The sequence below is a fragment of the Burkholderia sp. Ac-20365 genome, from assembly GCF_017104715.1.
Classification (GTDB): Bacteria; Pseudomonadota; Gammaproteobacteria; order Burkholderiales; family Burkholderiaceae; genus Paraburkholderia.
The window spans coordinates 47,729-63,506 of sequence record NZ_JAAGPI010000037.1; the positions used below are offsets into that span (position 1 = coordinate 47,729).

Annotated in this window: 10 protein-coding genes; 6 read left to right on the forward strand and 4 right to left on the reverse strand. The window is 64.3% G+C overall.

Translation table 11 applies throughout. The features are described from left to right. Positions 1–37 precede the first annotated feature (37 nt). The gene (gene glnE / locus G3O01_RS36670; RefSeq protein WP_205811902.1) at positions 38–2,830 is read right to left on the reverse strand and encodes a bifunctional [glutamate--ammonia ligase]-adenylyl-L-tyrosine phosphorylase/[glutamate--ammonia-ligase] adenylyltransferase; all 2,793 of its coding nucleotides are present in this window, start codon (positions 2,828–2,830) and stop codon (positions 38–40) included. A 186-nt stretch (positions 2,831–3,016) separates the two neighbouring features. Here glnE and G3O01_RS36675 point away from each other — a divergent pair, with 186 nt between their 5' ends. The 3 genes from G3O01_RS36675 (at position 3,017) to tldD (ending at position 9,747) form a co-directional block, all read left to right on the forward strand. Next, on the forward strand, positions 3,017–7,252 hold the full coding sequence (locus tag G3O01_RS36675) for an AsmA-like C-terminal region-containing protein (protein ID WP_205811903.1): 4,236 nt from the start codon (positions 3,017–3,019) through the stop codon (positions 7,250–7,252). An 81-nt stretch (positions 7,253–7,333) separates the two neighbouring features. Then, positions 7,334–8,182: a carbon-nitrogen hydrolase family protein gene (locus tag G3O01_RS36680; protein WP_205811904.1), complete on the forward strand. Its 849-nt coding sequence runs from the start codon at positions 7,334–7,336 to the stop codon at positions 8,180–8,182. Between the two features lie 98 nt (positions 8,183–8,280). Continuing rightward, complete coding sequence (tldD, locus tag G3O01_RS36685) at positions 8,281–9,747, forward strand: metalloprotease TldD (RefSeq protein ID WP_205811905.1); 1,467 nt, start codon at positions 8,281–8,283, stop codon at positions 9,745–9,747. 110 nt (positions 9,748–9,857) lie between these two features. Here tldD and G3O01_RS36690 read toward each other — a convergent pair whose 3' ends face one another. Beyond that, on the reverse strand, positions 9,858–10,082 hold the full coding sequence (locus G3O01_RS36690; protein WP_205811906.1) for a hypothetical protein: 225 nt from the start codon (positions 10,080–10,082) through the stop codon (positions 9,858–9,860). Positions 10,083–10,135: 53 nt separating this feature from the next. On the opposite strand from G3O01_RS36690, the gene aroG reads away from it, so the two are divergent. Next, positions 10,136–11,209 carry a 3-deoxy-7-phosphoheptulonate synthase AroG gene (aroG, locus tag G3O01_RS36695; protein WP_205811907.1) on the forward strand — a complete coding sequence of 358 codons (1,074 nt, stop codon included), beginning with the start codon at positions 10,136–10,138 and terminating at the stop codon, positions 11,207–11,209. Between the two features lie 128 nt (positions 11,210–11,337). On the opposite strand, the gene G3O01_RS36700 is transcribed toward aroG, so the two are convergent. Together G3O01_RS36700 and G3O01_RS36705 are read right to left on the reverse strand one after the other, a co-directional pair. Beyond that, positions 11,338–11,490: a hypothetical protein gene (locus tag G3O01_RS36700; RefSeq protein WP_205811908.1), complete on the reverse strand. Its 153-nt coding sequence runs from the start codon at positions 11,488–11,490 to the stop codon at positions 11,338–11,340. A 478-nt stretch (positions 11,491–11,968) separates the two neighbouring features. Then, on the reverse strand, positions 11,969–12,520 hold the full coding sequence (locus G3O01_RS36705) for a cob(I)yrinic acid a,c-diamide adenosyltransferase (protein ID WP_205811909.1): 552 nt from the start codon (positions 12,518–12,520) through the stop codon (positions 11,969–11,971). A 194-nt stretch (positions 12,521–12,714) separates the two neighbouring features. On the opposite strand from G3O01_RS36705, the gene G3O01_RS36710 reads away from it, so the two are divergent. After that, entirely contained in the window at positions 12,715–14,130 is a 1,416-nt protein-coding gene (locus tag G3O01_RS36710; RefSeq protein WP_205811910.1) for an FAD-linked oxidase C-terminal domain-containing protein, read from the forward strand. Between the two features lie 61 nt (positions 14,131–14,191). Next, positions 14,192–15,697, forward strand: a complete 1,506-nt coding sequence (locus G3O01_RS36715) for an FAD-linked oxidase C-terminal domain-containing protein (RefSeq protein WP_205811911.1) — start codon at positions 14,192–14,194, stop codon at positions 15,695–15,697. Positions 15,698–15,778 lie beyond the last annotated feature (81 nt).

Below are 15,778 nucleotides of genomic sequence, written 5' to 3' on the forward strand. Positions count from 1 at the left end.
CGCGGGTGTCAACCTTCCGCGCCGCCTCACAACAGGTTCACCCGAACACCCGCCGCCACAGCCGCAGCACCGCTTCGCGCTCTTTCTCGACGCTATGCGGTTCGACGCGCGCTTTTTCCATGCCGTCGAGCCGCAGCTTGTGCTGCAGCTTCCGGTACGTCCGGTAGGCCGCGCCCACGGTATCCGCCTCCTCACCGCTCATCAGCCCGAAGCGCGACACCTCGCGCAGCAGCGCGATATTGCCCGTGTTGCGGATCAGTTCAGGGTCACGCGCCGCGTGCAGCAGCACCCAGTACTGCACCGTGAACTCGATGTCGACCATGCCGCCACGATCGTGCTTCAGGTCGAACAGTTCGGTCCGGTTCGGGTGGCCTTCTTCCACGCGTCGCCGCATGTCGACGATCTCGGCAGAGAGTGACGCTGCCTCGCGCGGCGTCGTCAGCACCTGTTCGCGGATCGCCTCGAACTGTGCGCCGACAGCGGGATCGCCGGCGCAATAGCGGGCGCGCGTCAGCGCCTGGTGTTCCCAGACCCACGCCGTATTCGCAGCATCGCCCTCGCGCAGCTGATAACGGCGAAACGCGTCGAAGTCCGTCACCAGCAAACCCGACTCGCCGTTCGGACGCAGCCGCAGGTCGACATCGAACAGCGTGCCCGCGCCTGTGGCCGTCGTGAGCCACGTGATCAGGCGGCGCGTGAAGGTTGCGTAGATATCGGACGCGTTGTCGTCCGTGTCGTCGTACAGAAAGATCAGATCGAGGTCCGACGCATAGCCGAGTTCCTTCCCGCCCAGCTTGCCGTACGCGATGATAGCGAACCGTGGCACCGGCCGATGGCGCTTGGACAGCTGGTTCCAGACGGCCTCGATGGTCACGTCGAGCACCGCGTCGGCCAGTTCGGACAGTCGGTCGCTGACATGCTCGACACTCAGTTTGCCCGCCAGATCGATCAGCAGAATGCGGAACACTTCGGCCTGATGCGCGTGACGCAGCAAGTCCATCTGCTGCTCGACGCCGTCGGCGGCCGCGAGACGCGCGCGCAGCGTGCGCTTGAATTCCGGCCAGTCGAACGGACTTGCCATCGCTTCGTCGTCGAGCAGTTCGTCGAGCAGTTGCGGATGGCGAATCAGATAACCCGCCGCCCAGCGCGACGCGCCCAGCACCGACAGCACGCGATGCAGCGCCTGCGGATACTCCGTCAGCAGCGCGAGATACGCGCCGCGCCGCCCGATCGCTTCGAGCAGATCAAAGAGGCGCACGAGAATGTCGCCGCGCCGCTCGGCGGGCTCCAGCGTCTGCGCCGCTTCGAGCGCACGCTGCGCAACGATGTCGAAACGCTCGCGGCTGCGCTCCGCAAGACCCGTATAGCGCGACGACTGCCACACGGCCTTCAGCCGCGACAGCAGATCGGCGGGATGCTCGATGCCGAGTTCGACGAGGCGCGCAGCCAGTGCCTCATCGGCGCTATCGTCGGCGAGCGCGCTGCTCCAGACCCACACGGCCGCGCCGTCTTCGCGCGCGCCGCAGCCGCCCTGCCCGCTCACCTTGTCGGCGAAAATCTGGTCGAACTGCTGCTCGACCAGCTCGCGATACGTTTCGAGCTTCGCCATCAGCGACGCGTAGTCGTCGAAACCCATCGCCTTTGCGAGCAGCGCGCGCTCGGCGGGATCGACGGGCATGGCGTGCGTCTGCGCGTCGTTCCGGTATTGCAGACGGTGTTCGAGGTCGCGCAGGAACAGATAGGCGCTCGTCAGATCGGCGCACACGCCCGGCGAAACCAGACCGCGCGCCGCCGCGTGGCGCAGCACGGCGAGCGTCGGCCGCACGCGAAAACCCGCGTCCTGCCCGCCGCGGATCAGCTGGAACACCTGCGCGCTGAACTCGATCTCGCGGATGCCGCCGCGCCCGAGCTTGATATCGTCGGCCTTGTCGGGGCGCATCGACGCGCGCCGCTGCGCTTCCTGGCGAATCTGCAGATGCAGCGAACGGATCGCGCTGATGACGCCGAAATCGAGATAGCGCCGGTAGATGAACGGCTTGACGATGGCATCGAGCTGCTTCGAGAGCCGGCGCGCCGAATCGCTGTCGTGCTCGGAAACGAGCCGGCCCTTGATCCACGCATAGCGCTCCCACTCGCGGCCCTGCACGTAAAAATATTCTTCGAGCATGCCGAGACTACACACGAGCGGCCCCGAATCGCCGTTCGGCCGCAGTCGCATATCGACGCGAAACACATATCCGTCCGCGGTCACCTCGGCAAGCGCCGCGATCAGCCGCTTGCCGAGACGCGTGAAGAAATCCTGCGTGGCAATCGACGCGCGCTGGCCGCCCGTGGTCTCGCCGTCATCTTCATAGACAAAGATCAGGTCGATATCCGACGACACGTTCAGCTCGCGCCCGCCCAGCTTGCCCATGCCGACCACGCCCAGCGACAACCGCTCGCCCTGTGAACCGCGCGGCTCGCCGTAGAGCGCTTCGAGATCGGCGCTGACCACGGCCATCGCCCGCTGGACGGTCGCTTCCGCCAGATCGGTCATCGTGCCCGTCACCTCGGCCACGTCGGCCGCCCGTGACAGGTCGCGCTCCATCACGGCGCAAAACACTTCAGTGCGCAGCTGTCGCAACGCCTTTTTCAATGCTTCTTCGGAAATATGCGCATCGGGCGACGCGCGCAAGCCGTCGATCAACGCGTCGAGCCGTTCGTCGATGCGCTCGCGCGTGATCGGTGCCGCCGCCAGCGCCGCGACGCGCGGCGCGAGGCCGGCATGTGCCGCATAGGCGCGGGACGCATAAAGTGAATAGCTGGAACTCAACAAAGATAGTTCGGTCATCAAAGATCTGGCTCGCTCGTTGCTTGAATCCTGCGTCGGGCCATCGCAGCCAATGCCTGCGCAAGCTGCCAAAAACCCCGTGTGGCCTTGTCCACACAAGCCGTACCATAGGTTCGTGGCTGCTGGCCCGTGTGATACATTTCGTCGTTAGACCGCAAAACTACCATACGCCTACCCCGTCGCAGCATGTCCGAGCGAAACTCATCCGCCGACCCGCACGAAGCCGGACGCGTCAAGCCCGTAGGCGGAAGCGATCATGCGGTGCTGCGCCACACGCTGCGCGTCGTGCTCGGCATCGCGCTGTTCCTGTACTTCGTCGTCGTACTGGCCGTACTCGGCCTGCGCTATGTCGTGCTGCCGCAAGCCGACTCGTTCCGGCCGAAGATCGAAGCAGCCGTTTCGGAAAAAATCCACGCCCAGTTCAGGATCGGCAAGATCGCGCCGCACTGGACGGGCTTCCAGCCGGGCCTCGAAGTCACCGACGTCACCATCACCAATCGCGACGGCAAGGTCGCGTTGAACATTCCGCATGCGAGCGCAACCGTCTCGTGGTCGTCCGTCTGGAAGCTCGCGCCGATCCTGTCGAGCGTGATCGTCGACAAGCCGGATCTGCTGATCGAGCGGGAAACGGATGGCTCGCTGTCGGTTGCGGGCGTGATGGTGCCGACCACGCATTCCGGCAACGACACGTTCAGCACGTGGCTCTTGCGCCAGGAAGCGATGATCCTGCGCGGCGGCACGCTGCGCTGGCACGACACGCGCCGCGACGCGCCCGAAATCGCGCTGCAGAACATCCGTCTCGCGATTCTGAGCGACGGCTACGATCACCGGCTCGCGCTGCAGGCGCCGCCTGATGGCAAAGTTCTGTTCGGCTCGCTCGACTTCCGCGCGCACTTCCGGCACGCGCGCCTCTCGGCGATGGGCAAGCCGATCAACTGGACAGGCGAAGCGTATGTGTCGACAGGCACCGTCGATCTGCCGATGCTCGCCCGTTACATGGACTTCCCGATCGAAACCTACGCGGGCCGCATCGACAACAAGATCTGGCTGCAATTCACACAGGGCCGCGTTCGCTCGGCGTCGGGCGAGCTGTCGGGCAGCAACATCGCGCTGCGTGTGAAGCCGACCCAGCCGAAACTCGACGTGCCCGTCGCGAGCTTCTCCTGGGCTGTCGCGCACGACGGCGACGAGTGGACGCTCGACCTCAACAACCTGCGCGCCGAACTCGGCCAGCCGCCGCTCGACGACGGCACGCCCGTCGCCCGCATTCTGGCGCTGCACACGCTGTCGAGCCGCTACCGGATGCCGAGCATCCAGCACGGCCAGTTGCTGAGCATTTCCGGCGATCGCGTCGATCTCGGCATCCTCGGGGAATTCAGCCGCGCGCTGCCGCTGCCGAAGCGGCTCCTGAACGGTCTCGTGCGCTTCAATCCGCGCGGCCTCGTGGCGAACTACACGATCGAGGTCGAGCGCGGCAAGCCCGATTCGGGCGAAGCGGCCACCGAGCATCGCGAGCCGGGCGCCGAGCCGATCATCCGCTACCGCTTCAAGGGCGATCTGCAGGGCATCAGCGTCGCCGCGCAGGAACCGCCGCCGGGACTGACGGCGCGCGGCCACCCGCGCGCGGGTATTCCGGGCGTAGAAAACCTGTGGGGAAGCGTCGATGCCGACGAGAAACACGGCTCGATTTCCATCGACACAGCCAACGCGGCGCTAACGCTGCCGGGCGTGTTCGACGATCCGCGCCTCACGTTCGACCACTTGAGCGGCAAAGGCACGTGGACGATCGGATCCACCATCGAGCCGGGCCAGATTCACAAGGCGTTCAAGGTCGACGTGACGGAGCTGAAGGTATCGAACGCGGATACGGCGGCGAAGGCGACCGCCAGCTATTCGAACGTCGGCAGCGGACGCGGCGCGCTCGATCTGAAAGCCGATTTCGAACGCGCGCAGGTCACGCGCATCACGCGCTATCTGCCGACCAGCATCAGCGAGAAGCTGCGCATCTATCTGACTCACGGCTTGCAGGCGGGCATCTCGCGCGGCGGCACGATCGAGATTCACGGCAATCTTGAGAAATTCCCCTACTCGCGCGACCCGAGCGCGGGCGTCTTCAAGATCATCGCGCCGTTCAAGGGCGGGCGCTTCGATCCGTCGCCGTATCCGCCGCGCACGATGAAAAACGGCACGCCGAACGTGTGGCCGGCGTTCGACGGTATCGACGGCACGTTCCAGCTGAAGGAGAACCTGCTGCGCTTCGACGTCGACCGCGCGCATTACAAGGGCGTCGCGATGCGCAAGGTGACGGGCAAGATCGACGATCTCGGCAACCGGGCGTCGAGCCTCATCATTACGGGCGACGGCCACGGGCCGCTCGCCGACATGCTCGACTATGTGAACAACAGCGCGCTCGGCGGGCTGGCGAAGCATCAGACCGAAAAGATTCACGCCGACGGGCCCGCCACGCTCGCGCTCAAACTGACCGTGCCGCGCAATCCGCCCACGCCGCCGGGCGTGACGCCGCCGAAAGTGCGCGTCTCGGTGGAAGGATCGCTTGCGTTCGAGAACGATCGCCTCGAAGTGGACAACGTGCCGCCCGTGTCCCAACTACGCGGGAAGGTGCGCTTCACCGAGCGCACCGCGCAGGTCGACGGGCTGTCGGCGCAGTTCATGGGCGGCGACCTCCACGCGAAAGGCGGCCTGAATGACAAAGGCACCTACGCGCTCGACGTGTCCGGCCAGCTCGCCGTCGATGCCGCGCGCGGCCTGAATCTGCGTGGCCTGCCCGCGCAGGTGCTGACGCGCATGAACGGCAGCGCGCCTTACGACATCAGCGTGCACGGCGCGCGTGGCAGGCTCCCCGACGTAGCGATTCACTCGGACCTGACCGGGCTCGCGCTCAACTTCCCCGCGCCGTTCAACAAGCCGGTCGGCACCCCGATGCCGCTCGATTTCACGTTCCGTCCGACCATCGGAAACGGCGACAGCAGCGCGGACGCGAGCAGCAGCGACAGCGGCGTGCAACGCGCCGACCTCACGTTCGGCCCGATCGCCGCGACCTATCTGCTCAAACACACGCCCGGCCAGCCGCCCGAAGTCCTGCGCGGCGCGATCGGCGTGAACCGGACCACGGATCTGCCGTCCGAAGGCGTGATCGCCGCCGTCGACATCGACTCGCTCGACGCCGACGCGTGGCGCGCCCTCTTCCTGCAGATGCGCAAGGCCAACGAAGGCGTCGCGCCCGTGCCGCCCAGCGAGACCGCCGCGCAGTTCATGCCGAACCGCTTCGCCATCCATATCGGCACGCTGACGCTGCTCAAGCGCCACTGGGAAAGCGTGGTGGTCGGAGCTTCGCACTACGACCGCCAGTGGCAGGCCAATATCGCGTCGAACCAGGTGTCGGGGCACGTCTCGTGGCTGCCGGGCGCGCAACCGGGATCGCCCGGCACGCTGCAGGCGCGGCTCGCGCGGCTGGTGATTCCGTCGGCGACCGAAAACGATCTGCTCGGCCCGGCGATCAACCAGCCGGCGCAGAACATTCCGTCGATCGATCTCGTCGTCAACGAACTGATCGTGCGCGAGCGAAACGTCGGCAAGCTCGAAGTCGACGCGCATAACTTCGAGGACAACGGCACGCCCGTCTGGCAACTCGATTCGCTCGAAATCACCAATCCTGCCGCCGTCCTCAAGGCGACGGCGAACTGGCGCACGGGCCGCAACTACGGACCGAACCAGGACGACGAAGCCGAACGCAGCACCGAGGTCGATTTCAAGCTCGACATCAAGGACGCAGGCCTGCTGCTCGAACGCGCGGGCCTGCCGCGCACGCTGAAGGCGGGCGAAGGCTCGCTGTCGGGCACGCTCGGCTGGCAAGGCGGCCCGACCCGGCCCGACAAGCCGACGCTCAACGGCAAGCTCGCCGTCGATCTGCGGCACGGACAGATTCTCAAGGTCGATCCGGGCGTCGCGAAACTGCTCGGCGTGTTGAGCCTGCAAAGCCTCGCACGCTACGCGACGATGAATTTCCGCGACGTCATCGGGGAAGGTCTGCCGTTCGAGCACGTCACGGGTACGGCGCAGGTGGTAAACGGCATCGGCTCGACTGACAACTTCGAACTGGTGACGGCGCCCGCGCGGGCCAACATGAAAGGCACCGTCGATCTGACCAACGAAACGCAGAACCTGAACGTGCATATCGTGCCGACCGTCAGTGCCGGCGCGGGCGTGGTCGCGGCGGCCATCATCAATCCGCTGCTCGGCCTCGCTGCGCTGGTCGGCGATTACGCGCTGTCGCACTCGATCGAGCATGCATTCGCCCGTGACTACTCGATCACGGGCTCGTGGGCCAAGCCGCACGTCGAGCGGGTCCACGGAGATAGCGGTAATATGAACGCGCCGGCCGCCATCGCCACGCCGAACTGAGGGCCGGACCGGGCGCCCGGTTTCTGCCCGAGCCGGCGTCCGCTGTCCGCACTGCCCCTTGCAGGAGTTTTTCGAACGCCTATGAGCGACCTGAACACGCAGTCCGCGAAGTCCCCTCCTCACGCTGGTCCTTTCCGCGTCGCCGCGCTGCAGATGGTGAGCACGCCCGAGCGCGACCGTAATCTCGCCGATGCCGAAACCCTGATCGCGCAAGCCGCCGCCGACGGCGCGCAGCTCGTCCTGCTGCCCGAGTATTTCTGCTTCATGGGCTTCAAGGACACAGACAAGCTCACTGTGCGCGAAACCTATGGCGACGGCCCGATCCAGCGCTTTCTCGCCGACGCCGCGCGCCGGCACAAGGTCTGGGTGATCGGCGGCACGCTGCCCTTGCAAGCGCCTGAAGAAGGCCGCGTGCTGAACACGACGCTCGTGTTCGACCCGCAGGGCAACGAAGCGGCGCGCTACGACAAGATCCACCTGTTCAACTTCGAGAAAGGCGAGGAATCGTTCGACGAGGCCCGCACGATCCGCCCCGGCGACACCGTGCGCACGTTCGAGGCGCCGTTCGGGCGCGTGGGCCTGTCCGTCTGCTACGATCTACGCTTTCCCGAGCTGTACCGGCGCATGGGCGACTGCGCGCTGATCGTCGTGCCGTCTGCATTCACGTACACGACGGGCCGCGCGCACTGGGAAACGTTGCTGCGCGCGCGGGCTGTCGAGAACCAGTGTTACGTGCTCGCGGCCGCGCAGGGCGGCAAGCACGAGAATGGCCGGCGCACCTGGGGCCACAGCATCCTGATCGACCCGTGGGGCGAAATCATCGACGTGCGCGGCGAAGGCGCGGGCGTCGTCGCGGGCAATATCGAGCGCGCACGTATCGACGAAGTCCGGCAGAGCTTGCCGGCCTGGCGTCACCGCGTGCTGAGCTGATTACGTTTGACCTGAAATGCACGTATTGAAAGTGCCGCCGACGTCACCCATCTGACAGGCGTGCACTCACCGAATACCCTGAATCGAGCGAACTTCGCATGAACATCATCGAACCCAGCATCCGTAATCTCGCGACGGCCAAAGACGTGCTCCTGACGCCCTACGGCCTCGACGAAGCCGTGCTGACCCGCACGCTCGCCGAAATTTTCACGCATCGCATCGACTATGCGGACCTTTACTTCCAGGCCACGCGCAGCGAAGCGTGGAGCCTCGAGGAAGGCATCGTCAAATCGGGCAGCTTCAGCATCGACCAGGGCGTCGGCGTGCGCGCCGTGTCGGGTGACCGCACGGCGTTCGCGTATTCGGACGACCTGTCGCCCGAAGCGATCCGCCAGGCCGCCATCGCCACGCGCGCGATCGCCAAGGCCGGCGGCGGCAAGCAGAAGATCAAGGCGGCATCGACGCTGACGGGCGTGGCCGGGCGCGATCTGTATCTGCCTTCCGATCCGCTGCACTCGCTCGACGCCACCGCCAAGGTCAAACTACTGGAGCGCATCGAACAGATGGCGCGCGGCCGCGATCCGCGCATCACGCAGGTGATGGCGGGTCTTGCCGGTGAATACGACGTGGTGCTGGTCGCGCGCAGCGACGGCGCGCTGGCCGCGGACATCCGCCCGCTCGTGCGCGTGTCGGTGACGGTGATCGCCGAGCAGAACGGCCGCCGCGAAATCGGCAGCGGCGGCGGCGGCGGTCGTTACGACTACGGCTATTTCACCGACGAACTGCTGTCGAAGTACGTCGACGACGCCGTGCACGCGGCGCTGGTGAATCTCGACGCGCGCCCGGCACCCGCCGGCGCGATGACGGTCGTGCTCGGACCGGGCTGGCCCGGTGTGCTGCTGCACGAAGCGATCGGCCACGGTCTGGAAGGCGACTTCAACCGCAAGGGATCGTCGGCGTTCGCGGGGCGTATCGGCGAACAGGTCGCGGCCAAGGGCGTGACGGTGGTCGATGACGGCACGCTGCCGAATCGCCGCGGGTCGCTCAATATCGACGACGAAGGCAACCCGACGCAGTGCACGACGCTGATCGAAGACGGCATCCTGAAGGGTTACATCCAGGACACGCTGAACGCCCGTCTGATGAAGATGCCCGTCACCGGTAACGCGCGCCGCGAATCGTACGCCGCGCTGCCGATGCCGCGCATGACCAACACCTACATGCTCAACGGCGACAAGGATCCGCAGGAAATCATCGCGTCCGTGAAAAACGGGCTGTATGCGGTGAACTTCGGCGGCGGCCAGGTCGACATCACCAACGGCAAGTTCGTGTTCTCGGCCTCCGAGGCGTACATGATCGAGAACGGCAAGATCACGTATCCGGTCAAGGGCGCGACGCTGATCGGCAGCGGCCCGGAATCGCTCAAGTACGTGAGCATGATCGGCAACGACATGTCGCTGGATACGGGCGTCGGCGTGTGCGGCAAGGAAGGCCAGAGCGTGCCTGTCGGCGTCGGCCAACCGACGCTGCGCATCGACAAGATGACGGTCGGCGGCACGGTCTGATTTTGCATCGCCCGCACGATTCGCGCATTAAAGGCGTGAATCGTGCGGATTTCCCGCATTTTTGACCTTCAAGGCTTGTCAACCGAGCAAACCTCGGGGTATAAAGCCAATCAACCTTTTTGACGAGCCATCCCTTTTTCGCCATGTCCGCCAAGTTTTATTTTTATTTCTTTTGGGCATCTCAGACCGCTGGCGGATCGAGAGGGGTGTGAACGTACATAGGCACCTGAAATTCCCGAAAAAACCGCCAGCGAGTCTGGCGGTTTTTTTTCGTCCCTAACAACTTTGAATTTGAACTTTTTAGCCTGTTGATCTGTTCGCTGCGGCGTCGTCATCGAATGCAGACCGCTCCGAACCGCACCACACGCAAGGAATCGAGGAGAAAACCATGCCCCCGCACAATACCGACGATGTCCGCATCCGAGAACTGAAAGAACTGACGCCGCCTGCTCACCTGATCCGCGAATTCCCGTGCGACGAGAAGGTATCGGACCTGATCTACAACGCGCGTCAGTCGATGCACCGGATCCTGCACGGCATGGACGACCGTCTGATCGTAATCATCGGACCGTGCTCGATTCACGACACGAAGGCCGCGATGGAATACGCGGGCCGCCTGATCGAGCAGCGCAAGCGCTTCGCGGGCGAGCTGGAAATCGTGATGCGCGTGTACTTCGAAAAGCCGCGCACGACGGTGGGCTGGAAGGGTCTCATCAACGATCCGTTCATGGACAACAGCTTCAAGATCAATGACGGCCTGCGCACTGCGCGCGAACTGCTGATGAAGATCAACGAGCTGGGCCTGCCTGCCGGCACCGAATACCTCGACATGATCAGCCCGCAGTACATCGCCGACCTTATCTCGTGGGGCGCGATTGGCGCGCGCACGACGGAGTCGCAGGTGCACCGCGAACTGGCGTCCGGGCTGTCGTGCCCGGTGGGCTTCAAGAATGGCACAGACGGCAACGTGAAGATCGCGGTCGACGCGATCAAGGCGGCTTCGCAGCCGCACCATTTCCTGTCGGTGACGAAGGGTGGGCATTCGGCCATCGTGTCGACCGCTGGCAACGAGGATTGCCATATCATCCTGCGCGGCGGCAAGGCGCCGAACTATGACGCTGAAAGCGTGAATGCTGCATGCAACGATATCGGCAAGTCCGGTCTCGCCGCGCGGCTGATGATCGACGCGAGCCACGCTAACAGCTCGAAGAAGCATGAGAACCAGATTCCCGTTTGCGCGGATATTGGCCGGCAGATTGCCGCCGGAGACGAGCGGATTGTTGGCGTGATGGTTGAATCGCATCTCGTGGCGGGGCGCCAGGATTTGCAGGAAGGGTGTGAGTTGACCTACGGTCAGAGTGTTACCGACGCTTGTATTGGTTGGGATGACAGTATCGCTGTGCTCGAAGGGCTTGCTGATGCTGTGAAGCAGCGGCGCATTGCAAGGGGAAGCGGCAACTGATTGCCGCGGGTTTTGGTTTTTTGGGTTTTGTCTTGCGACGCTGGGGTGGTTTGCTTTTGTTGTTGCTTTTGCTGGCATCCGCGATTTGTTATTGGTTCTTCAGGCGTCGCCCCTGTGCGGGGCGGCACCTACTTTTCTTTGCCGCGGCAAAGAAAAGTAGGCAAAAGAAAGCCGCTGAACACCGCCAGTTCTTGTAATTGCCCACGGGCCCCCAACAGCCCCGCCCTGTTCCCGGCATCTCCCTTCTCGATGCCCGCTGCCAACGCTTCGAATTGCCTCATCACCCGCTTCACACTCCCGCGTCGTCGCCGGCGCGATCAAATCGCTCACGTTCTATCGCGGCAAACTGTGTGTCGGCTTTCGCGGCGTACACGCATCACTCCGGACTGAAAAGCACGATCGGTGTCGTAGAAGCGCTGACGTGTGAAGCACTACGACCGACACACAGTTTGCCACCTGGGCGGCCTTAACCAATCGCTGCCGTTGGCTGCGCTACGGGCGATTGAAGTGGGTGAGGCGCTAAGCCGAAGCGCGGGCAACGGGCGGGGACTGAGAATTTGCCGTGTGAAGGAGAGGACCCGTTGGGGGCCCTCAGGCGGAGGTCAAGAACGGGCGGTGTTAGCCCGCTTTCTTTGCTTACTTTCTTTGCGGCGGCAAAGAAAGTAAGTGCCGCCCCGCACAGGGGCAACGCTTGCGCCGCGTAGGCGCTAACGCGGATGCCAGCGAAAACCCAGGCAAACCAAACCAGCACCCGCAGCACTAACCACCCCGATCATGCCGCCACAAAACATCACTCCCTCCGTCCATACGATTCAACACCCGAGCCAGCACAAACAGCAGATCAGAAAGACGATTCACATACCGACGCGGCGCGTCATTGACGCTATCAACAACACCAAGCGCCACAATCGACCGCTCCGCCCGCCGACAAACAGTACGACAAACATGCGCCACTGAAGCCGCCCGCGTGCCGGCGGGCAAAATAAACTCCTTGAGCGCTGGCAACGTCGCGTTGTACTCAACAAGCCACGCATCAAGCCGCGCGAGATGCCCATCGCCGATCATCGAATGGCCCGGGATGCATAGCTCGCCGCCCAGATCGAACAGATCGTGCTGGATCGCCGTCAGCGCGACACGAACCTTGTCAGGCATGTTCTCGCACAGCAGCACGCCAATATTCGAGTTCAGTTCATCGACGTCGCCGATCGCGGCAATGCGTGCGTCGTCCTTGCGCACGCGGCTGCCGTCGCCGAGACCCGTGGTGCCGTCGTCGCCGGTGCGCGTCGCGATCTTGCTCAAGCGGTTGCCCATGATTTCCGAATCCTCATCGTGTTTCGCGATGCATCCTCGCGGATATATCGCAGCATGTCATTGACCTTCAATCCATTATAGGGATGCCGGGCCTCGCGCCCGCGTCGTCCGTCTGCAAGCATGGCGACGCGCCTGCGGTCGATGGGCGTAAAATGGGCAGCAACCATCAGAACATTCGCCAACAGGAGACGCAGGTGAACCATCCCGTGCCGCCCGCCCCCGTGCGCCGCCCTTTTCCTGCTGAACTTCTCACTGCGCTCAAGTCGGCATTCGGCGAACGCGTATCCACGTCCGAAGCTGTCCGAACCCATCACGGCCGCGACGAATCGCCATTCGATCCGCAACTGCCCGACGCCGTCGTGTTCGCGAACAGCACCGAGGACGTGCAGACCATCGTCAAGCTCTGCGGTCAATACGACGTACCCATCATTCCGTACGGCAACGGCTCTTCGCTGGAAGGCCATCTGCTCGCCGTGCAAGGCGGTGTGTCGATCGATCTCTCCGGAATGAACCGCGTACTGTCGATCAATGCAGAAGATCTGACCGTCACCGTCGAGCCCGGCATCTCGCGCAAGCAACTGAACGAAGCGCTGCGCGACACAGGCCTCTTCTTCCCGATCGATCCGGGCGCGGACGCGAGCATCGGCGGCATGTCGGCGACGCGCGCGTCGGGCACGAACGCCGTGCGCTACGGCACGATGCGCGAAAACGTGCTGGGCCTGACCGTCGTGCTGGCCGATGGCCGCGTGATCCACACGGGCACGCGCGCACGCAAGTCGTCGGCCGGTTATGACCTCACGCGTCTGTTCGTCGGCTCGGAAGGCACGCTCGGCGTCATCACCGAAATCACCGTGCGGCTGTACCCGCAGCCCGAAGCGGTATCGGCGGCTGTCTGCACGTTCCCGTCGATGGGCGACGCCGTGCGCGCCGTGATCGAAACGATTCAGATCGGCGTGCCGATCGCGCGCGTCGAATTCGTCGATTCGCTCGCCGTCCGCTCGATCAACCGTCACTCGAACCTGACGCTGCGCGAAGCGCCCACGCTGTTCTTCGAGTTCCACGGCACGGAAGCCGGCGTGAAGGAACAGGCCGAGCTCGTGCAGGACATTGCCGCGCAGAACAGCGGCGAAGGCTTCGAGTGGGCGACGCGCCCGGAGGATCGCAGCCGTCTGTGGAACGCGCGACATAGCGCGTACTTCGCGATGCTGCAGTTGAAGCCGGGCAGCCGCGCCGTCACCACGGACGTCTGCGTGCCGATCTCGCGCCTCGCCGAATGCGTGGTTGAAACGGAAGAAGACCTGAAGGCATCACCGTTGCCCTGCCCAATCGTTGGCCACGTCGGCGACGGCAACTTCCACGTCGCGATGCTGATCGACCCGAACAAGCCCGAAGAGCTCGAAGAAGCAGAGCGCCTGAACCATCGCATCGTGCAGCGTGCGTTGCGTATGGACGGCACCTGCACGGGCGAACATGGCGTTGGCCTGCACAAGATGGGCTTCCTGCTCGAAGAGCATGGCCCCGTCGCCGTCGACGTGATGCGCTCGATCAAGCATTCGCTCGATCCGCGTAACCTGATGAATCCAGGCAAGATCTTTACGTGGGCGGCATAGCGTAATCGCATGTCCGGCCGCCCAGCGCAAAGCGGGCGGCCGCCGAAGGAGGAGACATTCCATGAACGCACCCGGCGAGCTGTCCCCCGAACTGTCGCCCGAGATGCTTGCGCTGCGCCAGCGCGAAGTCGTGCAGGCGTTGATGGCCGTGCTGCCAACGCATTGCCTGTTGTATCGAGAGGAAGACACTGTCGCCTATGAGTGCGATGGGCTTGCCGCGTATCGCCGGCTGCCGCTGGCCGTCGTGTTGCCGGAGACGGAATCGCAGGTGCAGCGCATCGTGCAGATCTGCCACCGGCTGAACGTGCCCATCGTGCCGCGTGGCGCGGGCACGAGCCTGTCGGGCGGCGCGATGCCGATCCGGCATGGCGTGGTCGTTTCGCTCGCGCGCTTTCGCAAGATCATCGAAGTCGACCCGTACGCGCGCACGGCGACCGTGCAGCCCGGCGTGCGCAACCTGTCGATTTCCGAAGCCGCCGCGCCCTACGGCCTCTACTACGCGCCAGATCCTTCTTCTCAGATTGCCTGCACGATCGGCGGCAACGTCGCGGAAAACTCCGGCGGCGTGCATTGCCTGAAGTACGGGCTGACCGTCCATAACGTGATGCGCGTGCGCGCCGTCACGATGGAAGGCGAAATCGTCGAATTCGGCTCGCTCAGCCCGGACGCGCCCGGTCTCGATCTGCTCGCGGTCGTGATCGGCAGCGAAGGCATGTTCGCGATCGTCACGGAAGTCACGGTCAAGCTGATCCCGAAGCCGCAGGCTGCGACAGTCATCATGGCGAGTTTCGACGACGTCGTGAAAGGCGGCGATGCCGTCGCGGGCATCATCGCCGCGGGCATCATCCCGGCCGGCCTCGAGATGATGGACAAGCCGGCCACGCGCGCCGTCGAAGAGTTCGTGAACGCGGGCTACGACCTGGACGCAGCGGCCATCCTGCTGTGCGAATCGGACGGAACACCCGAGGAAGTCAGCGAAGAAATCGTACGGATGACGGCCGTTTTGCGCGAACAGGGCGCCACGCGCATCCAGATCTCGCGCACGGAAGCCGAGCGGCTGCGCTTCTGGTCGGGCCGCAAGAACGCATTCCCGGCCGCCGGCCGCATTTCGCCCGACTACTACTGCATGGACGGCACCGTGCCGCGTCGCAGCATCGGACCGCTGCTCGCGCGCATCGAACAGATGGAAAAGAAGTACAACCTGCGCTGCATCAACGTGTTCCATGCAGGCGATGGCAACATGCATCCGCTGATCCTGTTCAACGGCAACGATCTCGACGAGTGGCACCGGGCCGAAGCATTCGGTTGCGACATCCTCGAAACCTGCGTCGAACTGGGCGGCACGGTGACGGGCGAACATGGCGTGGGCATCGAAAAGATCAACTCGATGTGCGTGCAGTTTTCGCCGGAAGAGCGCGATGCGTTCCACGCGGTCAAGCGCGCCTTCGATCCAGCCTGCCTGCTCAATCCCGACAAGGGCATTCCAACGCGCGCCCGTTGTGCCGAGTACGGCAAGATGCATGTGCGCGGCGGCTTGCTGCCTCATCCCGAGTTGCCTCGTTTTTAAGCACCACCTCGCGCTGCCTCGCCCGGCAGCGCCGTTGCATCGTCATACCGCATAAAAATAGCCGTACCTGCGATACGGGTC